The sequence below is a fragment of the Sphaerisporangium flaviroseum genome (genome assembly GCF_039537005.1).
GTDB classification, from domain to species: domain Bacteria; phylum Actinomycetota; class Actinomycetes; order Streptosporangiales; family Streptosporangiaceae; genus Sphaerisporangium; species Sphaerisporangium flaviroseum.
The window spans coordinates 111452-134638 of sequence record NZ_BAAAZR010000052.1 but is presented as its reverse complement, the minus strand read 5'-3'; the positions used below and the strand labels follow the sequence as shown (position 1 = coordinate 134638).

Annotated in this window: 19 protein-coding genes; 10 read left to right on the top strand and 9 right to left on the bottom strand. The window is 70.1% G+C overall.

What is annotated here, in order from left to right:
* Nucleotides 1–95 precede the first annotated feature (95 nt).
* The 3 genes from ABD810_RS37135 to truA all read left to right on the top strand — a co-directional run bounded on the left by ABD810_RS37135 (nt 96) and on the right by truA (nt 3041).
* A complete protein-coding gene (locus tag ABD810_RS37135) occupies nt 96–1112 on the top strand; it encodes a DNA-directed RNA polymerase subunit alpha (protein ID WP_344952199.1) in 1017 nt (338 codons plus the stop codon).
* Nucleotides 1113–1225: 113 nt separating this feature from the next.
* On the top strand, nt 1226–1798 hold the full coding sequence (gene rplQ / locus ABD810_RS37130; RefSeq protein WP_344952196.1) for a 50S ribosomal protein L17: 573 nt from the start codon (nt 1226–1228) through the stop codon (nt 1796–1798).
* Between the two features lie 328 nt (nt 1799–2126).
* Nucleotides 2127–3041, top strand: a complete 915-nt coding sequence (gene truA / locus ABD810_RS37125; RefSeq protein WP_425567035.1) for a tRNA pseudouridine(38-40) synthase TruA — start codon at nt 2127–2129, stop codon at nt 3039–3041.
* A 309-nt stretch (nt 3042–3350) separates the two neighbouring features.
* Here the strand turns inward: truA and ABD810_RS37120 are convergent, their stop codons facing one another.
* The 3 genes from ABD810_RS37120 to ABD810_RS37110 form a co-directional block, all read right to left on the bottom strand.
* Entirely contained in the window at nt 3351–4058 is a 708-nt protein-coding gene (locus tag ABD810_RS37120; protein WP_344952193.1) for a hypothetical protein, read from the bottom strand.
* A 4157-nt stretch (nt 4059–8215) separates the two neighbouring features.
* Nucleotides 8216–8986: a hypothetical protein gene (locus ABD810_RS37115; RefSeq protein WP_344952189.1), complete on the bottom strand. Its 771-nt coding sequence runs from the start codon at nt 8984–8986 to the stop codon at nt 8216–8218.
* Between the two features lie 1080 nt (nt 8987–10066).
* Nucleotides 10067–10795, bottom strand: a complete 729-nt coding sequence (locus tag ABD810_RS37110) for a CAP domain-containing protein (protein WP_344952186.1) — start codon at nt 10793–10795, stop codon at nt 10067–10069.
* Nucleotides 10796–11170: 375 nt separating this feature from the next.
* On the opposite strand from ABD810_RS37110, the gene rplM reads away from it, so the two are divergent.
* From rplM to ABD810_RS37090, 4 genes are all read left to right on the top strand, one after another.
* A complete protein-coding gene (gene rplM, locus ABD810_RS37105) occupies nt 11171–11614 on the top strand; it encodes a 50S ribosomal protein L13 (RefSeq protein ID WP_344952183.1) in 444 nt (147 codons plus the stop codon).
* Between the two features lie 53 nt (nt 11615–11667).
* A complete protein-coding gene (rpsI, locus tag ABD810_RS37100) occupies nt 11668–12195 on the top strand; it encodes a 30S ribosomal protein S9 (RefSeq protein WP_344952180.1) in 528 nt (175 codons plus the stop codon).
* On the top strand, nt 12192–13553 hold the full coding sequence (gene glmM / locus ABD810_RS37095) for a phosphoglucosamine mutase (RefSeq protein ID WP_344952177.1): 1362 nt from the start codon (nt 12192–12194) through the stop codon (nt 13551–13553). The genes rpsI and glmM overlap by 4 nt, the downstream gene beginning before the upstream one ends.
* A gap of 247 nt (nt 13554–13800) precedes the next feature.
* A complete protein-coding gene (locus tag ABD810_RS37090) occupies nt 13801–14172 on the top strand; it encodes a hypothetical protein (RefSeq protein ID WP_344952174.1) in 372 nt (123 codons plus the stop codon).
* 91 nt (nt 14173–14263) lie between these two features.
* Here the strand turns inward: ABD810_RS37090 and ABD810_RS37085 are convergent, their stop codons facing one another.
* The 6 genes from ABD810_RS37085 to coaA are packed head-to-tail and all read right to left on the bottom strand — an operon-like array spanning nt 14264 to nt 19694.
* A complete protein-coding gene (locus ABD810_RS37085) occupies nt 14264–14980 on the bottom strand; it encodes an ABC transporter permease (RefSeq protein ID WP_344952172.1) in 717 nt (238 codons plus the stop codon).
* Between the two features lie 49 nt (nt 14981–15029).
* A complete protein-coding gene (locus ABD810_RS37080) occupies nt 15030–15947 on the bottom strand; it encodes an ABC transporter ATP-binding protein (protein ID WP_344952169.1) in 918 nt (305 codons plus the stop codon).
* Nucleotides 15944–16855, bottom strand: a complete 912-nt coding sequence (locus ABD810_RS37075; protein ID WP_344952166.1) for an ABC transporter permease — start codon at nt 16853–16855, stop codon at nt 15944–15946. The genes ABD810_RS37080 and ABD810_RS37075 overlap by 4 nt, the downstream gene beginning before the upstream one ends.
* Complete coding sequence (locus ABD810_RS37070) at nt 16848–17756, bottom strand: ABC transporter ATP-binding protein (RefSeq protein ID WP_344952163.1); 909 nt, start codon at nt 17754–17756, stop codon at nt 16848–16850. Before ABD810_RS37070 ends, ABD810_RS37075 begins: the two co-directional genes overlap by 8 nt.
* A 39-nt stretch (nt 17757–17795) precedes the next feature.
* Nucleotides 17796–18761, bottom strand: a complete 966-nt coding sequence (locus tag ABD810_RS37065; RefSeq protein ID WP_344952160.1) for a DUF389 domain-containing protein — start codon at nt 18759–18761, stop codon at nt 17796–17798.
* A gap of 9 nt (nt 18762–18770) precedes the next feature.
* Nucleotides 18771–19694 (bottom strand): type I pantothenate kinase, encoded by a 924-nt coding sequence (gene coaA, locus ABD810_RS37060; protein ID WP_344952157.1) that lies wholly within the window; start codon nt 19692–19694, stop codon nt 18771–18773.
* A gap of 138 nt (nt 19695–19832) precedes the next feature.
* Between coaA and ABD810_RS37055 the strand changes: the two genes are divergently transcribed.
* From ABD810_RS37055 to alr, 3 genes are all read left to right on the top strand, one after another.
* Nucleotides 19833–20183 carry a holo-ACP synthase gene (locus ABD810_RS37055; protein ID WP_344952154.1) on the top strand — a complete coding sequence of 117 codons (351 nt, stop codon included), beginning with the start codon at nt 19833–19835 and terminating at the stop codon, nt 20181–20183.
* A gap of 58 nt (nt 20184–20241) precedes the next feature.
* Nucleotides 20242–21804 (top strand): NAD(P)H-hydrate dehydratase, encoded by a 1563-nt coding sequence (locus ABD810_RS37050; protein ID WP_344952151.1) that lies wholly within the window; start codon nt 20242–20244, stop codon nt 21802–21804.
* Between the two features lie 276 nt (nt 21805–22080).
* Entirely contained in the window at nt 22081–23175 is a 1095-nt protein-coding gene (gene alr / locus ABD810_RS37045) for an alanine racemase (RefSeq protein ID WP_344952148.1), read from the top strand.
* The last annotated feature ends 12 nt before the right edge of the window (nt 23176–23187 follow it).

Here is a 23187-nt window from a genome sequence, read left to right as displayed (position 1 = left end):
CACGTCTTCTTCGGAGGGTCGTGCGGCCCCGGCAGTGAAGAACATCGTCGCGGTGGTCAAATAGCGGGCCCCGCGGAACCCAGGGGAGAACCCACATGCTGATCGCACAGCGTCCATCCCTCGTCGAAGAGTCGATCGAGGAGACCCGGTCCCGGTTCGTCATCGAGCCGCTGGAGCCCGGCTTCGGCTACACCATCGGTAACTCTCTGCGCCGCACGCTGCTGTCCTCCATCCCGGGGGCGGCGGTCACGAGCATCCGCATCGAGGGCGTGCTGCACGAGTTCTCGACCGTGCCCGGGGTCAAGGAAGACGTCACCGACATCATCCTGAACCTCAAGGCGCTGGTCGTCTCGTCCGAGCACGACGAGCCGGTCGTGATGTACCTCCGCAAGCAGGGCCCGGGAGAGGTCACCGCCGCCGACATCGCGCCTCCGGCGGGTGTCGAGGTGCACAACCCCGACCTGCACATCGCCACGCTGAACGGCAAGGCCAAGCTGGAGATGGAGCTGACCGTCGAGCGCGGTCGCGGCTACGTCTCCGCCGCTCAGAACAAGCAGCCCGGCCAGGAGATCGGTCGCGTTCCCGTCGACTCGATCTACAGCCCGGTGCTCAAGGTGACCTACAAGGTCGAGGCCACCCGAGTCGAGCAGCGCACCGACTTCGACCGTCTGATCCTGGACGTCGAGACCAAGCCGTCGATGAAGCCCCGCGACGCGGTGGCCTCCGCCGGCAAGACCCTGGTCGAGCTGTTCGGCCTGGCCCGCGAGCTCAACGTCGAGGCCGAGGGCATCGACATCGGCCCGTCGCCGACGGACGCGGCCCTGGCCGCCGACCTGGCGCTGCCGATCGAGGAGCTGAACCTCACCGTTCGTTCCTACAACTGCCTCAAGCGCGAGGGCATCCACACGGTGGGCGAGCTCGTCGCGCGCAGCGAGCAGGATCTTCTCGATATAAGGAATTTCGGCGCCAAGTCCATCGAAGAGGTCAAGCAGAAGCTCCACGAGATGACGCTGGCCCTCAAGGACTCCCCGCCCGGATTCGACCCGACGGCCGTCGCCGGTGGCGACTACGACGACGACGACGCCCGTTACGTGGAGACCGAGCAGTACTGATCGGCTCCGGCCCGCTTCACCGCATTTCTGTCAACGGGAGCCTCGCCCGAGGCTCCCGGCCCGACTCCGGTACCTGATACGGCCGGAGCGGGTTATCCCAAAGGAGAACGACCATGCCCAAGCCAGCCAAGGGCGCACGTCTTGGTGGAAGCCCGGCTCACGAGCGGCTGATCCTGGCGAACCTCGCCACCCAGCTGTTCCAGCACGGGCGCATCCGCACCACTGTGACCAAGGCCAGGCGCCTCCGGCCGGTGGCCGAGCGCCTGATCACCAAGGCCAAGAAGGGCGACATCCACAACCGTCGCCAGGTCCTGGCCGTGGTCAAGGACAAGGGCGTCGTCCACCACCTGTTCACCGAGATCGCTCCGACCTTCGCCGAGCGTCCCGGTGGCTACACCCGCATCACCAAGCTCGGCCCCCGTAAGGGCGACAACGCCCCCATGGCGCTGATCGAGCTGGTGGCGGAGCCGCTGAACGCCGTCAGCGTGTCCCGTACGACGCCCGCCGCCACGGCCGCGCCCGCCCAGGAGGTCGTCGAGCTTCCTGAGGACGACGTGCCCGCGACCGAGACCGACAAGGCCCCGGCCGACGCGACCCCGGTCGACGAGGCGCCTGCGGACGAGGCCTCCGCGGACGAGGCTCCCGCGGACGAGAAGAAGACCGAGTCCAAGAAGGACGAGGCCTGATCTCGCGGTGGTAGCGCCGGGATCTCTCCTTCCCGGCTGTTGAAGATCGTGAACGGGCCCAGCGCACTGACCGGTGTGCTGGGCCCTTCGCGTTGGCGAGAAGGGAGCCGACGTGTCCGAGACGACGGGGACGAACACCGCCGCACGTACGCCCGAGACGGCGGCGGGGTCGGCCGTGCGCGCGACCGGGACGGATGGGCCCGAGACGGCGGGAACGGGGACGGCCCCGCATGGGACCCGGACGGATGGGCCCGAGACGGCGGGAACGGGGACGGTCCCGCATGGGACCGGGACGGATGCGCCCGTGACCACGGGGGTCCAGCCGGCCGTGCGCGCGACCGGTGGTCAGGCCGCCGGTGCGGGGATCACCGCAGGGTCGGGCACGACGCGGTTCCGGCTGGACCTGGCTTACGAAGGCACGGATTTCTCCGGCTGGGCGCGCCAGCCCGGGCGGCGTACCGTCCAGGGAGAGCTCGAAGCGGCGCTCGGCCGCATCCTCCGCCTCGACCCCGTTCCCACGCTGACCGTCGCCGGGCGTACGGACGCGGGAGTGCACGCCCGCGGGCAGGTGGCTCACGTGGACCTGCCCTCCGAGGCGTTGAAGGCCGTCGAAGGGCGCAGGGGCGGGCGTGAGCCCATGAGCATGGCTGAGCGCCTCTCCGCGCTCATGCGGCGCCTGGCGGGTGTTCTGCCGCCAGATGTACGGGTTCACGCCGTCACAGAGGCTCCTGAGGGCTTCGACGCCCGCTTCTCGGCTCTCTTCCGGCGGTACGCCTATCGGGTGCACGACGCCCTTGGCGGAGCGGACCCGCTCCGCAGGAGAGAGATCCTCTGGTATCCACGTCCCCTTGACATGGACAAGATGAACGAGGCCGCCTCGCGTCTGCTGGGGGAGCACGACTTCGCCGCGTTCTGCAAGAAACGGGACGGCGCGACGACGATCCGGGAGCTTCAGCGCCTGGAGTGGGTGCGGGGCGCCGACGGGGTCCTCGTGGCGACCGTGATCGCGGACGCTTTCTGCCACTCCATGGTGCGTGCCCTCGTCGGCTCGCTGCTGGCCGTCGGCGAACGGCAGCGGCCTGTCGAATGGCCGCGAGAGGTACTGGCCAACGCCGTACGAGACGCCGGCGTGAACGTCGCCCCGGCCCACGGCCTGTGCCTCGAAGAGGTCCGCTACCCCGAACCCGGCGAACTGACCCGCCGCGCCCAACTGACCCGCCGCTTCCGCACCCTCAACCACTGACCGCCCTCCGACCATCTGGCTCGGCCGGTGGGGATGGCATTCGTGCTCTGAAGGTCCTTCGATCATTGGTGGGCTTGGCGGGTGGGGATGGCATTCGTGCTCTGACCGCCCTCCGACCATCTGGTTCGGCCGGTGGGGATGGCATTCGTGCTCTGAAGGTCCTTCGACCATTGGTGGGCTCGGCCGGTGGGGATGGCGTTCGTGCTCTGAAGTACTGGCCGAACCCCCTCCCACCCCCCGCCGCAGTTGATCGTGAGTTCGGCCGTGGTGAGTTCGGGCGGTGGTCGAGGGTGTGATCAACGGCCAAGGTCAGTCGGTGACGCGCTTTTCGATCACCTTGGCCGTGTGGTCGCGGAATGCTCCGCTGACCGGTCCGAGATCCTTCTCCTTACTGGTCGGCGTGTGGCCGTCGCTGTAGGTCGCGAAGCTGAAGACGATGTACCGGCCCCAGACGAGGCCGGCGGCGTAGCCGCCCGAGATGTCGGCCTTGTCGGCGCCGGTTCCCGCCCCACCCGCGAGTCCCCGGAACCACACGGTCTTCGCCAGGTTCTTCCTCTTGTCCGCCGCGACCGCCGCTTCCTTGGTGGGGAACACGGCGATCCCTGTCGTGACCGCGTAACGCCGCTTGTTGTCGACGTAGGTCGCCCTCAGCACCCGAGTGCACTTCTGACGCTTGAGGGCGCTGGCGAACGTGCCCACGGCCACCTTGTCGCACTGGCCGGTGATGTCGACCTTGGTCCGGGTGTAGGCGCGCCTTCCGACGGTCACGCGCTGCTGGGCGAACGCCTCCTTGAGCGTGAGCTTCTTCGGATCGGTCCGCTCGGAGTCGAGGACGTTCGTCGTCACGGGCGTCGGCTCGGCGGAGACGGACTCGGTCGGCTCGGGCAACTGGGAGTCCACGGAGGGAATGGGCTGCGGCAGGCTCACCGGCGCGTTGCTCTCGCTGTAGGACTGGTAACCGAAGTACCCGGCCGTGCCGATGGCCGCGATGGCCACGGCCACCCCGGCGGCCAGCACGACTCTCTTCGACGAGCCTGAAGTGGGCTTCGTGGAACCGGTACCAGGGGCATCCGGCGGCGTGGCGCCCGGAGGTACGAACGGCGCCCGCTCGACCACAGGCCCGGCCGCCGGCCGCTCAGCGTTGAACGCGCTGGGAGCGGAGGTGCCTAGTGCGGACGTCCCCAGCGCGGAGATCCCAGAGGGCGGGGTACCGGGCGCTCCTGATACGCCAGCCGGCGGCATTCCGGATATTCCGGATGCCAGCGTTTGCGGGGTGGACGTTGCGAAGTTGACGGCTCCGGGCGTGGAGGTTACGGAGGGGGATGGCCCGGGTGCGGAGACTCCGGACGTCGAGGGGGTGGACGTCCCCAGCGGAGAGGACGGGGACGGAGCGCCGCCGGTCTTGGACCCGCTGAGCGAGGGGTAACCCGGAGGGGATGAAGGCGCCCCGGGGGTGGACGGGCTGGACGAAGGCGCCCCGGGGGTGGACGGGCTGGACGGAGGCGAGCCTGGGGTGGACGGGTTGGACGAGGGCGAGCCCGGGGTGGATGGGTTGGACGACGGGGACCCCGGGGTGGATGGGTTGGACGATGGCGAGCCCGGCAGGGATGGGGTGGGGAATGGCGGAGGTGCCAGGGGCGAGAGGCTCCGGGGCGCCGGCGGGAGCGGAGTCCCTGGAGCCGGTGCCGGAGGAAGACCGCCCCTCGATCCCGGTGAGGAGGTCAAGCCGGTGGGAGATCCCGGCAATCTCGGAGAGAGCGCGTCGCTGGTCAGCGGCGCGGGGGGAAGCGGCGTGCCGGGCGCCGGTCCCGACTTGGAGAGTCCGGACGACTTGGACCCCGGCATCGACGATCGCGTCGTGGCGGAACCGCTCTTTGAGGGATCGGTCCCTGGTGCCGACGATCCGGTTCCTGTGCCCGATTGACCCATCGGGGAGCCGGGGGTGCCGGGCGCCGGCGTGGACGGCCGGTTCGGGGAGGTGGGGGGATCGCCTGCCCACGTAGCCGAGCCGGTTGGTGACGTGCCAGGGCCGCTAGGAGAGCCGCCTGAGCCCGCGGCCGATGGGCCTGCCACAGGTGGCAAGGTCACCGGCGCTGGAGGGAGCGGAATACCGCGGGGCGGCGTGGGAGTGCGAGGAGCGCCGCTCTTGGGTGGAGGCCCGGCCTGAGAGCGGTGGATGAGCGGCATGGTGTGCCGGTCGGACGGCCCAGATGACCCAGCGCCACCAGACCCACCAGAAGACGCAGACCCCCCAGATGACCCACTGCCCCCAGGAGACCCGGACCGGGATGACCCGGACGACTCGGACGACCCGGACCCAGAAGATCCAGCTGATCCAGAGGACGCGGACGGTCCGGATGATCCAAAGGACCCGGACGGTCCGGACGACCCGGATGGCTGGTGTGGTCCGGACGGCCGGGATGGATCGGATGGCCCCGCTCCTGGGGAGCCTTGGGAGCGAGGGACGGGAGGCGCCGGGGTGTCCGTGGACCCCATAGCGGCAGGCGCGGACGGGCGCGGTGCCGGTACGGACGGCGTGGGTGCCGGAGGAGGCGAGGGAGCCGGAACCGATGGGGACGGTCCTGGGCCGGGGGCGGGGATCGAAGGGGATGGTCCCGGGCCGGGGGTGGGGCTGGACGGTGACGGTCCTGGGCCAGGGGCGGGAACCGAGGGTGATGGGCCTGGGCCGGGAGTGGGGGTGGACGGTGACGGTCCTGCGCCGGGGGTGGGGACCGAGGGTGATGGTCCGGGGCCCGGGGTGGGGGTGGACGGAGATTGTCCTGGGCCGGGGGGAGCCGGCCGTGGTGACGGAGCTGGGGGGGCCGGGGATGACCCGGGCTGTTCGGCCCCCCGCGTGCCACTCATCGACGACGAGCCGCCGGTCTCGCCCGGGAGCGGTGCGCTACCTGGGCGCTGTCCTTCCGCCCTGTCCTGCTGGGACTCGTCTGAGGCCGGGGAAGGCGGCCAGACCGGGATGTCCCGACGTGAGAGGTAGTCGGCGGGCCGGGTCCGAGTAGTCGGCGGTTCTTCGAATGACCCCGGACTCACACCCAAGACGTCATGCGGAGCAGGGGAGACGTCCTGCGGGGTCGGAGAAGCGTCCTTCGAGGCACCGGACGGCTCCTGCTCCCGAGTCCAAGGCGCATCGCTTGGAGCAGCGTCGGGCTTCCAGGGCGCGGCGTCTTGTGGTGCCGATAGGGCGTCACGAGGAGTCCACGGGGCGTCTTGCGGTGCCGCGGGTGCGTTTGGTCCAGCGGCGGGAGCGCCGTGGGGAGTCCACGGAGCGTCCTGTGGCGCAGCGGGTGTGTTCTGTCCGATGGTGGAGGCGCCGTGGGGAGTCCATGGAGTGTCTTGCGGTGCCGCGGGAGCGTTTGGTCCAGCGGTGGGGGCGCTGTGGGGAGTCCATGGAGTGTCTTGCGGTGCCCCTGGTGCGTTTGGTCCAGCGGCGGGGGCGCCGTGGGGAGTCCACGGGGTGTCTTGTGGGACCGAAGGAGCGTTTTGTGGTGCCCAGGGAGCGTTCTGTCCCGCGGTCGGGGCGTCGTGGGGAGTCCACGGGGCGTCTTGTGGGGTCTCCAGAGGGGTGAGCGGCTCAGCGGGAGGCGCTTCCGGAGGCAGGACGACCGGCGCGGGCCAGACTTGCATCTCGAAAGGGGTGTTGTACGCGGGTGGCCGCCAGGACGGAGCGCCCGGGGCGCTCGATGCCCCTTGCCCGGACTTCGGGTCTCCAGTGGGCTCGGACCTCTGCGGGCCGGCATCACTCACGCCACCGGAAGCAGCCCTACCAGTCATCCGGTCAGAGGACCCCGCGTCGCTCAGCCCAGAAAAGCTCTTACCGCTCATCCGGTCGGGGGAGCCTGCGTCGCTCAGCCCCGAAGAACCTCTACCGCTCATCCGATCGGCGGACCCGGCATCGCTCAGGCCCGAGAAGCCCTTACCTCTTACTCGATCCGCATCACTCAGGCCGCCAGAGGGCCCTGCGGTACTCAGCCCACGGGAAGACTGCGCACCGCGCAGATCATCCGAAGGAGCCGTACCACCCGATCCCCCGGAAGACCCCGGCGTGCTCAGTCCACGCGAAGGATCCGTACCGCCCGGACCACCGAAGGATCCCGCACCGCCCGACCCGCTCGAAGGGGTCGTACCGCTCAGGCCGCCCGAGGGTCCCGTACGGCCGGGTCCGCCCGCAGAGTTCGTGTTGCCTGGGCCGCCGAAGGGTGCTGCGCCGGTGGGTCCGCTTGAGGGGGTCGTACCGCTCAGGCCGCCCGAGGGTCCCGTACGGCCGGGTCCGTCCGAAGGGTTCGTACCGCTTGGTCGGGGGGAAGGGCCGGTGCCGGCTGGGTCGGTCGTGGGATTTGCGCTGGTCAGGCCGCTGGAGAAGTTCGGGTTTCGGGTGGGGGTGGTGCGGTCGTAGGGGTGGTCGGGCAGTGGGGCGGACGGTCGGCGGGGGTCGCCGGACTTCGGGGGATCGAGGAGGGATCGGTGTTTATTGGTCTGATCCAGATCGTCGATGCCCCCGAACCAGTCGTATTCGGTGGGAAAACGCTCGGCAGGCTCCCACGGGTCGACACCTGGACCGCCGGCAGGCCCAGGGCGCTTCGGCTGGTCAGTGGACGCGTCTTGGAACCACGGCGTCTCCTTGGTGGAGGCGGGGTCCGTAACGCTCTGCTCGGTCCGTGGCACGTGCTTGTGCGCCTGCCCGAAGCTTGGGGGTGGCATCGGCGGAGCCCCCGAGCTCTCGGTCTCGCGTTCGTGCTCGGATCCGGAATCCTGGCCACGCATAGGCGGAAGCGTATCCACAGTCGGAGATCGGCATACCGCTATGGGCGTTTCCTGGTCTAGTTCACCAACCGGTTTGTCCGGTTATCAACGTTTATAAGAAGATTTGAAGACCGACGAAAGGGGCATCCCTCGTCAGGCACAGGGCCCGTGGCCGAGGAGACCCGCGGGTTCTGAACGGCGGCTCCGGCTCTCCGCAGGGAGACAGAACCCAAGGCCGAAGACGACCACAGAAACCCGCACCCCCGACACCCACGCCTCAGCGGTCACAAGGATCTACCGCAGGGTCTACCCCTCATGAGATCTACCGCGCGTCCACCCCCCGCGTGGTCTGCCACGAGGGTTCGCTCACGAAGGTCTGTTCCGCGGGGGGTGCGTCGGGAGATGGGAGGTGGGGGTCAGTTGCCTCGGGCGCCGGTTAGGGCTCGGGTGTCCAGGGCGGAGAAGACGCTGGCCTCGGTGATGTCGACGGCGGCTCGGTTGAGGTTCCTCAGCTCCGTCTTGGACGGCTTGTGCCCGTCCTTGTACTGGAACCAGAGCAGGACCAGATAGTGGCCCTGTGTCCACGCGGTGGCGTAGGAGTCGCCGCCGCTGCCGAGCAGTTTGGTCGCCGAGTCCTTGCCCTGGAGCGGGTTGACATAGTCCTCCAGCTCGCCGCCCGTGCCCGTCTTGGCCGCCTTCCTCGCCGAGGCCGCGTCCTTCAGGTTGGCGACGCCGACCGTGCCGATCAGCTTCCCGGGGCCGTCGCGGAAGCTGGCGCGCAGGAACTGCGTGCACCCACCCGTGGTCATCGCCTTCTGCATGGCCGTGCCGTGGACGGCGTCCTTGCACTTCTTGTCCACCCGCCGCACGGTCATGAGGTACGAACGGCCGCGCGCGGTCACCTTCTTGTGGCCGAACAGTTCCTTGAGGGTCAGCGGCTGCGGATCGGTCTTCCGGGACGCCGTGAAGCCGAACTTGTCGTTGGGGCTGCCGACCAAGGGCACCTGCTCGGGCGGGCGAGAGACCGTGGGGGCGGGCTTGCTCACCTGGCCGACGGGATCGGGCTCGCGGTTCACCACCACGATGCCCACGCCGACCGAGAGGAGGACGGCGATGAGACCACCGGTGATGTACATCGAAGCCCGGGAACGCCCTGCGGGCTCCGGCTCGCGCCTTCGCCGCTCCATGGGCGGCCGGGGCACGTCTGCGCGGGCCTCGGTGGACCGGCCGCCGCCTCCCCGTTCCTCGAACGAGCGTCCCTGTGACCGAGGGCCCTCGGACTGTGGTGACGCCTCGAAAGGCCGGTTCTCCGGTTGCCGCGGCGCCTCGAACGAACCGCTTCGGGACTGCTGCGGTGTCTCGAAGGGGGGCTGCGGGGCTTCGAAGGGACGGCTCTGGGGCGGTTGCGGTGCCTCGAAGGGCCGGTTCCGCGGTTGTGATGGCGTCTCGAAGGCGCGGCCTTGCGCTTGCGGGGCCTCGAAGGGGCGGCTCTGAGGCTGTTGCGGGGCTTCGAAGGGACGGCTCGCGGGTTGCTGTGGTGTCTCGAAGGGCCGGTTCGAGGGGTGCGGTGTCTCGAAAGGACGATTCGAGGGCTGTTGTGGTGTCTCGAAGGGGCGGTGGCTCGGTTCTTCGAGGGGGTGTGACGGCGTCTGCCGCGCTTCGGGCGGCCGGTTGCCGCCGGAGGCTGGATCGCTCCCGTGCGTGCCGCCCGCGTTGCCTGAGCGGTCGCGGCCGTACGTGCGGCCCCCGCCGTCGAACGCCGGGCCACTGTTGAACGAGGGGTACCCGGGCGGAGGCCGGTCGCCGCTCGCGGCCCGGTTGCCGAAACTCTGGCCCATGCCGAACGCCGGGTCTCCCGCGCCTGAGGGCGACGTTCCCGGGCCCGATGTGCCCGCACCTGACGTACTCAGGCCCGATGTACCCGGACCCGGTGTGCCGGCGCCAGACGCCGACCTGCCGGCGCGGGAGGGTGGGGTGCCGCCGCTGATGATCGGGTCGACCACGCCTTCGTGCCCGGTGACGGCGAAGGGATTGGCCTGCGGTCGCTTGCGGCCGTCGTCGGCGCGGGACCATGGCCGCCGGCCCGGGTCGCGTTCCTCCACGGGCGGCCACGACGCCGACTCGCCGGCCTGCTCGTGCGGCGCCTCGGGCCGGTTCTCACCGGTGGGCTGAGGTGTTTCGTACGGGCGGTAAGGCTGACGGCGTGGCTGTTGATCCCCGGGGTAACCCATGCGCTTGAGACTAACTCGGCGCCGCGACATAACAGGTCAGGAATAGCCGAAGTCCTGCGTCCACCATGTGTCACCCGAACCGTAGGCGACCCCCACGCCAACGGTCGTGATCTGGCAGTTCAGGATATTGCGGCGATGACCGGTATTGGCCATCCAGCCGCGTACGGCCTCGTCCGCCGACTGGTAGCCGCGGGCGATGTTCTCCGCGGCGCTGTTGGAGTATCCCGCCCTGGCCATGCGGTCCCAGGGGCTAAGGCCATCGCGGGAGGTGTGGCCGAAGTAGTTCTTGGCGGCCATGTCCCTGCTGTGGGCGCGTGCCGAACGGGCCAGCCGGAGGTCGACGCGCAGCGGGGCGCACCCCTTGCGCATGCGCTCCCTGTTGGTGAGGTCGACGGCCATGGCCTCCAGGTCGCCGGTAGGAGGAGCGTCCTGGTCCTCCGTCCCTGCCTCGTCGGCGCCGCTGGCCGTGCCCACGCTGGTGCCAGGGGGCAGTGTCGATGAGAACCCGTCGATGGAGCTTCGCTTCTTGGCGACCGAGGTGGTCGAGCGCGGCTCGGTCTCGCTCTTGACGCGGGTGGGCGGTTTCGCCACGTGGCCGAGCGCGGGCCGCTTGGCGAGGGGCTCGGGCGCGGCGAGGACACGGGCCGGCTTGGGAGCAGGCGTGCGAGGGGAGAGGTAGATCTCGTCGGCGGTCTTGGGGGTTTCGAGCCCCGACACCACGAGCGCCGCGAGCAGGGCGGCCGTGAGGCATGCCAGGAGACCCACGTGGGTTCGCCGACGGGGGAACCATTGGGTTTTCCTGGGGTAAGGGGGCTGACACATACCGCTGCCAAATATAGAGAGGTCGGCTCATGTTAATGAAGAGACGCGGGGGACTGGTTTTCGTTGAGCCATTGGTCTGGTCGCACAGTAGACTCGTCTCGCGGATCCGGTGTGACGTTCCAGCGTCGGTGCTTCGTTTTGACCCACGCCTGTCACGACCGGTAGTCTGCTGATTCGTTGTGTGCGATCGGTCCCTTGTGACCGAGGCGCGGCGCGTCCGGCGTCATCTCCCTGCTCGTGGAGACGGAAGGTCTGGGCCTTGTCGTGCGCCCGCCCACGACCTACCGAGAGATGTCACCCGACAGAAGGCTTACCACCGTGCGCACGTTCACCCCTAAGTCCACCGACGTACAGCGTCAGTGGTACGTCATCGACGCCACCGACGTCGTGCTGGGTCGGCTGGCCACCCAGGTCGCGACGCTGCTCCGCGGTAAGCACAAGCCGATCTTCGCGCCGCATGTCGACACCGGTGACTTCGTCATCGTCATCAACGCCGACAAGGTGGCCCTGACCGGCAACAAGCTGGAGCAGAAGAAGGCGTACCGCCACTCGGGCTACCCGGGCGGTCTGCGCGCCGTCTCCTACCGGGAGCTCATGGAGAAGCGTCCGGACCGGGCTGTGGAGAAGGCCGTGAAGGGCATGCTCCCCAAGAACTCCCTTGGTCGCAAGATGGCCAAGAAGCTCAAGGTCTACGCCGGTTCCGAGCACCCGCACCTGGCGCAGCAGCCGGTGCAGTACGAGATCACCCAGATCGCCCAGTAGTCGCACACCGTTGGCCGACAGCTGACGTCGAGATCGAAAGTTAGAGGAGAACCGTGGCCGAGCCCACCGGTGTCGAGACGCCCATCGAGGGCGAGCTGGACATTGCGGACAACTCCCCCGAGGAGTTCCCGTCCGAGTACACCAGCGAGTCCGCTCCCAGCAGTGACGTCCCCGCGCGTAAGCCCATCACCACGGGCAACTCGTACGGCACGGGCCGTCGCAAGGAAGCGATCGCCCGGGTGCGCATCACGCCGGGCACCGGCAAGTGGACCATCGAGGGTCGCACGCTGGAGAACTACTTCCCGAACAAGGTCCACCAGCAGATCGTCAACGAGCCCTTCGTGACGATCGGCGCGGAGGACCAGTTCGACGTCTTCGTCCGCATCGACGGTGGCGGCGTGACCGGCCAGGCCGGCGCCGTGCGCATGGGCCTCGCCCGCGCGCTCACCGCGCTGGACGTCGAGGTCAACCGCGCGCCGCTGAAGAAGGCCGGCTTCCTCACCCGTGACTCCCGTGAGACGGAGCGGAAGAAGGCCGGTCTCAAGAAGGCCCGTAAGGCTCCGCAGTACAGCAAGCGTTGACGGGTCGGCTTTTCGGCACCGACGGGGTTCGTGGGGTCGCGGGTCGCGACCTCACGGCCGAGTTGGCCATGGACCTTTCGGTCGCGGCCGCTCATGTCCTCGGGGATGCCGGCGCCTTCGAGTCGAGCGTCGGGCGGCGTGGCCGCCCGGTCGCCGTCGTGGGCCGGGACCCGCGCGCCTCGGGAGAGTTTCTCGAGGCCGCGGTCGTCGCCGGCCTCGCGTCGTCTGGAGTGGACGTGCTACGCCTCGGCGTGCTGCCCACCCCGGCCGTCGCCTTCTTGACCTCTGCTCTCGGAGCCGACCTCGGGGTCATGCTTTCCGCGTCCCACAACCCCGCTCCGGACAACGGGATCAAGTTCTTCACCCGCGGCGGCTTCAAGCTGCCCGACGCGGTGGAGAACGACATCGAGCAGCGGCTCGGGGAGAAGTGGAACCGCCCGGTGGGCCCGGCCGTCGGCCGGGTGCGTGACGCGTTCGGCGAGGCCGACCGTTACGTCTCCCACGTCCTGACGACCGTCCCCGGGCGTCTGGACGGCCTGCGGCTGGTCGTCGACTGCGCGCACGGCGCCGCCCACATGGTCGCGCCCGAGGCGCTGCTGCGTGCGGGGGCCGTCGTCGAGACGATCGGCGCCTCGCCGGACGGCCTCAACATCAACGAGGGGGTCGGTTCGACCCATCTTGGAGCGTTGCGCGAGGCGGTCCTGGAGCGCGGGGCCGACGCGGGCATCGCCTACGACGGTGACGCCGACCGCTGCCTCGCCGTGACGTCCTCGGGAGAGGTCGTCGACGGCGACCAGATCATGGCCGTCCTGGCGCTGGCGATGCACTCCAGCGGCACTTTGGTGAAGGACACCGTCGTCGCCACCATCATGTCCAACCTCGGCTTCAAGATCGCATTGAAGAAGGCCGGGCTGACCATGGTGGAGACGGCCGTCGGTGACCGTTACGTCCTTGAGGCCATGAAGGCCGGGGGGTTCAACCTGGGCGGCGAGCAGTCGGGCCACGTCGTGATGCTCGACCACGCCACCACGGGTGACGGGCTGCTCACCTCACTGCACCTGCTCGCGGAAGTGGCACGTACCGGCCGTTCTCTGGACGACCTGGCATCGGTCATGACCCGGCTTCCCCAGGTGCTGGTGAACGTCCGTGACGTCTCCAAGGCGAAGGCGGCGACCTCGCCGGATCTCGCCTCCGCCGTCAGCGCCGCCGAGAAGTCGCTCGGTGACACGGGACGGGTGCTCATCCGTCCGAGCGGCACCGAGCCGATGGTCCGCGTGATGGTCGAGGCCGAGTCCCAGCAGGAGGCCGAGCTCATCGCCAACAAGCTGGCCGACGTCGTCCGTACGGTCTGCGCCTGAGATCGTCCGTACGAGCCCGGGTCGTACTCGAGCCGGGCCGTACGCCTGGGTCGTAACCGGAACCGGGCCGTACGAGCCTGAGCCCGGACAGCATGATCCACGCACCGCAAGGCGGGGTCCTCGCACCGAGGACCCCGCCTTTCCGCGTTCGGATCTCCCCGCCCGGGTGCACAGCTTGGCCACATATGCCATCAAGCACCGCAAGCAGGGATCGCCAGGCCGACGATGTGATTTAGGGTGACTGCTCGTGGTTCACAGGCACAGGCACCAGTTGATCGCCGTCATCTCCCTCGTGGCAGGGGCGATCTCGACGTGGGTCCTGTCGGTCAGCGGCACGGACGGGGACTTCTTCCGCTCGCTGATGTATCCCTGGATGTGCGCCGCGGTCCTGCTCGGCGGCGTGGTCCTTGGGGTGGCCGTGTCGGTCAGGAGCGCCGTGGCGGTTCTCGTGCCGTTCTCCGTTCCGCAACCGCTCGTGGCCATCTGGGACGGCGTGACGCCCCACCCAGACGGCAACGGCCTCTGGGCGCTCGGCTTCGTCACCTCGATGGTGCTGATGGTGTTCTCCATCGGCTGCATCGCGATCGGCGTCTGCATCCGCCTGATGTTCCGCCGCTGAGCCCCAGAGTCGCTGAACCGCCAGATCCTGTGAGCCCCAGAGTCGCTGAACCGCCAGAGCCGCCGGGCTTGGAGCGGCCCGCCGTGGCGGGCTACTCGTCGCCGGTCAGGGACAGGGAGCGAAGGCGCTGGCCGGCCCAGATGACCGAGCCGATGGTCACGATCAGCACGGCGGGGACGGCGAAGCCCATGCCGACGGAGGGCTTGAAGAACCCGGAGGTGCTGATCTCGGCGGCGAAGGTCTGCGCCCACTGCTGGATGGAGAAGTTCCGCGCCCCCGGCACGTAGCCGCCGACGAGGTTCTCCCACACCACCGCGTAGATGATGCCGACGGTCACGGCGTGCCGCGTGACGACGCCGAGGAGCAGGAACACCGCCGCGTACGCGATGCCGCCGATCAGCGCGCCCAGTGCGAAGCCGGACGCGATGCCGGCCTCGTCGCGGACGAGCAGGTACGCGGCGACGAACGTCGGGACGGCGGCGAAGACGGCGAGCATCGAGGCCGCCACCAGGAACTTGGTGGTGGCGATCACCGGCCGGGAGATCGGCTTGGACAGCAGGTGGATGATGGTGCCGTCGTCGATCTCGGGAGCGATCGTGCCCGTGCCCGCGATCAGCCCGAGCAGCGGGAGCATGGTCCCGATCGCGTAGACCTGCATGAGCGTGATCGTGGCCTTCTCGTCGGTGCTGCCCACGGCCCGCAGCAGCAGGGCGAGGCCGATGAGCACGAGAGGGAGCAGGATCAGCAGCAGGATCCTGCGGCGCCCGAGCACGGCCCGGTAGGTGATTCCTGCGACGACGGAGTTCATCGGATGCTCCCCGAGGTGAAGGCGGCGAGGTTCGCCGGGGACGGAGAGCTCATCGGGTGCTCCCGGAGATCAGGTAGGAGAAGACGCTCTCCAGGTCCTCGTCGGCGGGGGAGACCTGCCAGACGGTGATCCCGGAGTCGCGGGCGATGCGGGGCAGCGACCAGGTGAACCTGCGGAAGTCCACCGCCTGGACCTCCAGCCCGGCCTCGCCCAGGGAGACCGACCCGGAGGAGGCGTCGGCGATCAGGGCGGCGGCCAGGCGCCGGTCGTCGCTGGAGCGCACGCGGAAGACGTGCGGCCTGTCGGTCATGCGCCGGCGGATCTCGCGGAAGTCGCCGGAGGCGGCGTGGCGGCCCGCCACCAGCACCTCGATGTGCTGGGCGACCCGTTCGACCTCCTCCAGGATGTGGGAGCTGAACAGGATGGTGCGACCGGCGGCTCCCAGTTCCCTGACGAGGTCCATCAGGTGCAGGCGCTGGCGCGGGTCCATGCCGTTGAACGGCTCGTCGAGCAGCAGCACCCGCGGCTCGTGGACGAGCGCGGCGGCGACCTTGACCCGCTGGCGCATGCCCTTGGAGTAGGTCTCGATGCGCCGGTCCTTGGCGTCCTCCATCTCGACCATGGCCAGGGCCTTGGCGGCGGCGTCCTCGGGGGAGGGCAGGCGGTGCAGGCGGGCGCTGGAGAGCACGAACTGCCAGCCGGTGAGGAACCCGTAGACGGCCTCACGCTCGGGGACCAGCCCGATGGAGCGGTAGATCTGGTGGTTGCGCCAGATCGGTTCGCCGTCGAGGGTCGCGGTGCCGGTGGAGGGGGCGAGGAAGCCGGCCATCATGTGCAGCAGGGTGGACTTGCCCGCGCCGTTGGGGCCGAGCAGGCCCGTGACGCCGGGCCCGACCGTCATCGTGACGTCGTTGACGGCCACCACGTTGCCGTACCAGCGGGAGACCTGCCCCAGTTCGATGATCACGATGCGGCCGCCTTGCGGTAGCGGAGGACGAGGGCGGCCACGCACATGGCGATCAGCACGACCACGGCGACGGCCGCGATCGGGCCGCCGGCCCCCGGTGGGTAGCCGTCGCCGTTGTTGGGGCTGGTCCCGAACAGCCACACCTGCACGGAGTCGACCAGGAAGAACGGGTTGATCAGCCAGGCCCAGGCGGCGGCGCTGTCGCGGCTGACCGACATCAGGACCCCGACCAGCACGGCGGAGATCGCCGACGACAGCAGGTAGGCGGCGATGACCGAGGCGACACCGAGCCCGCGCCGGGGCGTGAAGGAGGCCAGCGCGACCCCGATGGAGGCCAGCAGCAGCGCGTAGATCACGGCGGTGACCATCGCCGCGATGTAGTCGGAGGTCTGCGGCGGGCCCGGCAGGTCGACCAGCAGCTCACCGGCGAACAGCACGGTCAGGGGCACGGCGATCAGGAGGAACAGGGCGAGCGCCATCGCGGCGAGCTTGGCCGTGACGTAGTCGCCCGTCGTGGTCGGCCGCGACAGGTAGAGCGGCAGCACGCGGAACCGGAGGTCGGGCGCCACCAGGTAGGGCGACTGCGCGGCGAGGAAGACGGCGAGGACGGCCTGCATCGTCCCGGCGTACGCCGGATAGGGCAGCGCCCGCTGCTTGATCATCGCCATCACGGCGATCGACACGACGGCCGGCAGCATCATGACCGCGGCGAGCAGGAACGGCATGATCTTGGCGCGGGCGGTGCGGCCGATGCCGAAGACGCCGCGCAGGCTGTTCAGCGTGAGCGCCGCCAGCGCGTGGCCGCGACCGAGCCGCGGGCCGTCGTAGTGGCGGTATCCGATGTCGTGGATGACGCCCGTGGGCGCCGCCTGGGGTGCCGAGGCCGGCATGGGGACGGGCTCAGACATTCGCCATCTCCTCCCGGAAGACGTCCTCGATGCGGTGGCGGCCCTGTTCGAGCCGGACCAGGCACAGGTCGAGGTCGCACACCGCGTCCCGGACGATGTCGAAGGTGCCAGGAGAGGCGACCGCGACCGTCAGCAGGCGCCCGTGCACCGTGACCTGCTGGCCCGCGGCCGTGAGCCGATCGGCGAGGGGTTGCTGCCCCTCCTCGACCTCGACGGTGATCGACTGGGTCGCCTGCGTGAACTCCCCGATGGAGGAGGAGCGGAGCAGGCGCCCCCCGTCGATGACGATGACGTGGTCGCACACCCTCTCGAGCTCGCCGAGCAGGTGGGAGGTGACGACCACGCTGATGCCGAACTCCGCGCCGATGCGGCGGATCAGGGCCAGCATCTCGTCACGGCCCTGGGGGTCGAGGCCGTTGGTCGGCTCGTCCAGGAAGACCATCTGTGGGTCGTGAACCAGCGCCTGGGCCAGTTTCACCCGCTGCCGCATGCCGGTGGAGTAACCGCCGATGGGACGGTAGCGCTCCTCGTACAGGCCGACGTGGCGCAGGGTGTCGGCGGCGCGCTCGCGCGCCGCGCTGCGCGGCAGGCCGGACATCTGGGCCATGTGGACGGTGAACTCGGTGGCGGACACGTCGGGCGGGAGGCAGTCGTGCTCGGGCATGTAGCCGACGGCCCGCCGGATGTCGAGGGCCTGGGTCGCGGGGTTCAGGCCGAGGACCGTGGCGCTTCCCTCGGTCGGCGGCAGCAGCCCCAGCAGGATCTTGATGAGAGTGGACTTCCCCGCGCCGTTCGCCCCGACCAGGCCGGTGACGCCTGACCCCGCGGTGACGGTGAGGCGGTCGAGCGCCGTCACCCGCGGAAAGCGTTTGGTGAGTCCCTCGGTGGCGAGGATGGTCATGTCCGGACACTATCCAAGCGCGCGACCCGAGTTCCTCCCTCACACGGAGGAATTCCCCCTCATCCGAGGGGTGGGGGAGGCGATACGCAGGCCGTACTTCGACCAGAAGAACCGCTGGAGCAACAGCGTGGTCGTGCCGGCGATCACCATGCCGGTGATGTTGACCGCGAGCTGCGCCACCGACCCGGTCACGTCGTCCCATTTGCCGAGTGCGATGGCGATGGCGATGTAGCCTGCCGCCGGGACGGTGGTGACCGAGATGAAGACGCCGACGAGGGCCGACGACTTGCCCGCCGTGATGGACAGCACTCCGGCCGCGCCCGCGAGCAGCGCGATGATGAACGACCATTTGTCGGGCTTGACGATGAACTCCACCTCGGTGTGGCCGTTGAGGTTCTCGGGGCCGATCCAGCCGAGGCCGCGCGAGACGAGAGCGCAAGCGCAGGTGACGGCGATGGCGACCGTGAATCCGATGACCAAAGTACGGACGGCCAGGGTGATGAGGCGCCAGTCACGGCGGAGCAGGCCGAAGCAGACGGCCGCCACGGCGCCGAACTCCGGCCCGAGCACCATCCCGCCGACGATCAGGATGATCGAGGGGAGCAGCACGCCGATGGCCGCGATCTGCGTGGCGATCGCGAGGAACGCCAGGTAGGCCCAGGTGATCCGGCACTCGGCCGAGACCTGCGTCGAAAGGTCCTCCCACACCACGGCATCGTCGGGGGCGCCCGGCGCCTCGGCCTCGGCGGTGTCGGCGGCCCGGGACAGGGAGAGGTCGACCCGCTCGATGGCGATCGAGCCCTCTTCGGCCAGCCCGAGCTCCTTCAGCCGCTCGATGATCTGGTTCGCGGCCTCCCTCGCGACATCGAACAGCACCACATCGCCCTTCGGGCGGTGGGCGGCGCCGTGCAGCACGACGACGTTCGTGACGCCGCCGGCGTCGGTGAGGAGGTCGACCAGTTCAGAGCTGCGGTCGGCCGGGCAGATGACCCGCAAGTGGAGCACGAGGCGATCCTAGGTACGCCGGAGCCGGATGCGGCGCACGGAGTGGTCGGAGCCCTTGTGCATGACCAGGCCCGCGCGGCCACGCGTGGGGGCGATGTTCTCCACCAGGTTGCGCTCGTTGACGTCCCGCCAGACGTTCTTGGCGAAGCGGGTCGCCTCCTCGTCCGACAGTTCGGCGATGTAGGTGAAGTAGGACTTGGGGTCGGCGAAGGCCGTACGGCGGAGCTTGTGGAACCGGTCGACGTACCAGGACCGGATGTCCTCGGTCTTGGCGTCGACGTAGATCGAGAAGTCGAAGTAGTCGTTGACCGCCAGGGCCGCCGGAGGAGCGGGCTGGAGCACGTTCAGGCCCTCGACGATCAGGATGTCGGGCCGGCTCACCGTCTGCACGGTTCCTGGGACGATGTCGTACTCCAGGTGGCTGTAGATGGGCGCGTGGACCTCGGGCACCCCGGCCTTCACGTCGGCGACGAAGCGGACCAGGGCCCGGCGGTCGTAGCTCTCGGGGAAGCCCTTGCGGTCGGTGATGCCGCGCTCCTCCAGCACCTTGTTGGGGTACAGGAAGGAGTCGGTGGTGATCAGGTCGACCCGAGGGTGCTCGGGCCAGCGGGCGAGCAGGGTGTGCAGCAACCGTGCCGTGGTGGACTTGCCGACCGCGACGCTGCCCGCGATGCCGAGGATGTACGGCGGGGGCTCGCTGTCGTCGCCGAGGAAGGTGTTCAGCGCCGCGCTGCGCTGCCGCGCCCCGGTGAAGTGCAGGTTGAGCAGCCGGGTCAGTGGAAGGTAGATGTCGGTGACCTCGGCCAGGTCGATGGGGTCGTCGACGCCGCGCAGCTCTTCCAGCTCGTCGGCCGTGAGGGTCAGAGGCGTGTTCTTTCTCCGGTTCCGCCATTGCTCGCGGCTGAGCTCGACATACGGGTTGGGTGCCTCCATAGGCGCAAACTCTACTGAGAAGTCCTCCTACGTCTGCCGGGGGGCAGGTGTGCGGCAAAATGAGGGCGTGATCCGCCGCCCGCCGCCCGCCGTTCAGGCGCCCGTCCCCACCTCGTTCCGGCAGCGTGGGGCCGACCGGTGATCGTGGGGATCGGGGTGGACATCGTCGACGTCGCCCGTCTGCGGGCCGCCCTGGAACGGACGCACGGGCTACGGGACCGGCTGTTCACCGATGCCGAGCGAGGGCTGCCGGTGGAGTCCCTGGCCGCGCGGTTCGCCGCGAAGGAGGCGGTGGCCAAGGCGCTGGGCGCGCCACCGGGCCTCGGCCACCGGGACGCCGAGATCACGACGGGCGCCCACGGCCGGCCGGTGCTCGGCGTCACCGGGCGGGTCGCCGAGGTGGCGGCGGAGCAGGGTGTGGAGCGCTGGCACGTGTCGCTCAGCCACGACGGGGGATTCGCGGTCGCCTACGTGATCGCCGAAGGGTGACGGAGTTCGCGGCGGGTGGCCTTCTCGCCGGTGATCGGGGAGAGCTACATTCGGTGAGATGCTGACCGCGTACACATCCGATGAGATCAGGGCCGCCGAACAGGTGCTGATGGCGCGTCTGCCCGGGGGCACGCTCATGCGGCGCGCCGCCACGGGACTGGCCGTGGCCTGTGTGAAGGCCCTTCCCCGCGTGTACGGCTCCCGCGTCGTCCTGCTGATCGGCAGCGGGGACAACGGTGGCGACGCGCTGTACGCGGGGGCGGCGCTCGCCCGCCGGGGCGCCCGGGTGCACGCGATCCTCGCCGGGGCCAGAACGCACGAAGGCGGCCTCGCCGAGCTCCGCCGTGTGGGCGGCCGGACGTACGACCTGCGCGGGATATCGGATCCCGCGCGCACCGAGGGCGCGAAGGCCGGCACGTCCGCAAGCGGTCCGGCCAAGGCGCTGGAGACCGATCCGATGCTCGTGAACCTGATCGGCGGGGCCGATGTCATCGTGGACGGTCTGGTCGGGATCGGTGGCACCGGGGCGCTGCGCGAGCCGTACGCCACGCTGGCCAGGATGAGCGCGGGCTCCCCGGGCATCGTCGTGGCCGTCGACGTGCCGAGCGGCGTGGACGCGAGCACCGGTGAGGTCGAGGGCGAGGCGGTACGCGCCCACCTGACGGTGACGTTCGGAGCCGTCAAGGCCGGGCTGCTGATCGACCCGGGGGCGAGCCACGCCGGCACCCTGCGGCAGGTGGACATCGGGCTCGGCCCCTTCCTGCCCGCTCCCGGCGTGGTCACGCTCACCGGCCCCGATGTGGCCGAGCGGATGCCCCGCGCCGAGCCGGAGTCGAACAAGTACCGCAGAGGCGTGGTCGGCGTCGTCGCCGGCAGCGACCGCTTCACCGGAGCCGCCGTGCTCGCGGTGGGCGGGGCCGTACGGGCGGGGGCGGGGCTGGTGCGCTTCGCGAGCGCGGCCGAGGCCGTCCAGCAGGTGCGGGCCAAGTGGCCGGAGGCGGTGACGAAGATCATCACTCCCGAGGAGGGGGTGCGTGAGGTCGGCCGTGTCCAGGCGTGGGTCCTCGGCCCCGGCATGGGCACCGACGACGACGCGCACGCGCTGGCGAGGTCCGTTCTCGACAGCGACGTGCCGGTGCTGGTCGACGCCGACGGGCTGACCCTGGCCACGCGCGACCGCTCGCTGCTGCGGCGCTCGGCGCCCACGTTGATCACTCCGCACGCCGGTGAGCTCGGCCGGCTGCTCGGCGTGCCCGTCGAGGAGATCGAGGAGCGCAGGCTCCACCACGCGCGGCTCGCGGCGGCGGAGCTGGGGGTGACCGTCCTGCTCAAGGGGTCGACTACCCTGGTCGCGGAGGAGGGCAGGCCGGTCCGGGTCAACCTCACGGGCACCCCCTGGCTGGCCACCGGCGGCACGGGCGACGTGCTCGCCGGCATCGCGGGAGCCTTCCTCGCGGGGGGTTTGAGCTGTTATGAAGCGGCCTCGTGCGCGGCCTTCGTGCACGGTCTCGCGGCCCGGATGGCGGCCGGGGGTCCGGAGGGTGGTCAGGCCCCCATCGCGGCCCTGGACGTGGCTCTGGAGCTCCCCAGCGCGATCCGGACGCTCACGGCGAGCCGCTGATGTCATCCCTGGGCCCTCCGACCGCGCGGCGCGCCATCGCCCCGCCGACGCGACCGTGCGACCCATGCGTTCCTCTGACCGACGCGATCCGGCGCGGCGTCCCGACCCGGACGTCCGGGCGGCGCGGCCCGTCGACCGAGGTGGTGGTGTGACCCATGTCATGGCCTTCCCCTCCGACATGGCCGTCAAGCCGCCCTGTCACCGGCGCGTGACTGCGAGACTGGAAGGGTGAGCTTCCCCATTCACGGTTCCCTCGTTACGCCTGCCGAGGCCCGGGTGGATCTCTCGGCGATCACGCACAACGTGGCGGTCCTCCGCCGGCACGCCCCCGCCGCCGAGATGATGGTCGCCGTCAAGGCCGACGCCTACGGCCACGGCCTGGTGCCCTGCGCGCGCGCCGTCCTCGAAGCGGGCGCGTCCCGTCTCGGCACCGCCTACCTCCAGGAGGCGCTCGACCTGCGCGCCGCCGGTGTGACGGCGCCCATCCTGTCCTGGATCATCACTCCCGGCGAGCCCATCGACGACGCCGTGGCGGCGGGCATCGAGCTGTCGGCGGGGGCGCCCTGGCTCCTCGACGACATCGCCGCCTCCGCCCGCCGGGCCGAGCGTCCGGTCCGCGTGCACCTGAAGATCGACACAGGCATCTCGCGCGGCGGGGCGACCGCTTCCGACTGGCCCTCGCTGGTCGACAGGGCGCTCGCCGTGCAGTCCGAGGGCGCGATCGAGATCGTGGGGCTGTGGTCCCACTTCGCGTGCGCGGACATTCCCGGCCATCCGTCGATCGCACGGCAGCTCGCCGTGTTCGACGAGGCCCTCACCGTCGCGAGGAAGGCCGGGGTGACCGGGTCCCACGTGCTGCGCCACATCGCCAACTCGGCCGCCACGGTGACGCTCCCCGAGTCCCACTACGACATGGTCCGCTGCGGCATCGCGGTGTACGGGCTCAGCCCCATCCCCGAGATGGGCGACTTCGGCCTGCGGCCGGCCATGACGCTCAGCGCCCGCGTCGCGATGGTGAAGCGCGTGACCTCGGGCACGGGTGTGTCCTACGGGCACCTCTACACCACTGAGACCGACACCACGTTGGCGCTGGTCCCTCTTGGGTACGCCGACGGGGTGCTCCGGGGCGCCACCAACCGTGCGGAGGTCCAGGTCGCGGGGCGGAGGCGCACGGTGTCGGGGCGGGTGTGCATGGACCAGTTCATGATCGACGTCGGAGACGACCAGGTGAAGGAGGGGGACGAGGTGATCCTCTTCGGGCCTGGGGCAGAAGGTGAGCCGACCGCGCAGGAGTGGGCGGATTCCGTCGGCACGATCACTCATGAGATCGTGACCAGGATTGGTTCACGCGTGCCGCGCGTTTACCGATAACAGGAGGTTGGG

Coding starts and splice junctions, on each gene's coding strand:
- ABD810_RS37135 (WP_344952199.1), top strand. CDS start 96: ATGCTGATCGCACAGCGTCCATCCCTCGTCGAAGAGTCGATCGAGGAG.
- rplQ (WP_344952196.1), top strand. CDS start 1,226: ATGCCCAAGCCAGCCAAGGGCGCACGTCTTGGTGGAAGCCCGGCTCAC.
- ABD810_RS37115 (WP_344952189.1), bottom strand. CDS start 8,986: ATGGAGCGGCGAAGGCGCGAGCCGGAGCCCGCAGGGCGTTCCCGGGCT.
- ABD810_RS37085 (WP_344952172.1), bottom strand. CDS start 14,980: ATGAACTCCGTCGTCGCAGGAATCACCTACCGGGCCGTGCTCGGGCGC.
- ABD810_RS37075 (WP_344952166.1), bottom strand. CDS start 16,855: ATGTCTGAGCCCGTCCCCATGCCGGCCTCGGCACCCCAGGCGGCGCCC.
- ABD810_RS37070 (WP_344952163.1), bottom strand. CDS start 17,756: ATGACCATCCTCGCCACCGAGGGACTCACCAAACGCTTTCCGCGGGTG.
- coaA (WP_344952157.1), bottom strand. CDS start 19,694: ATGGAGGCACCCAACCCGTATGTCGAGCTCAGCCGCGAGCAATGGCGG.
- ABD810_RS37050 (WP_344952151.1), top strand. CDS start 20,242: ATGCTGACCGCGTACACATCCGATGAGATCAGGGCCGCCGAACAGGTG.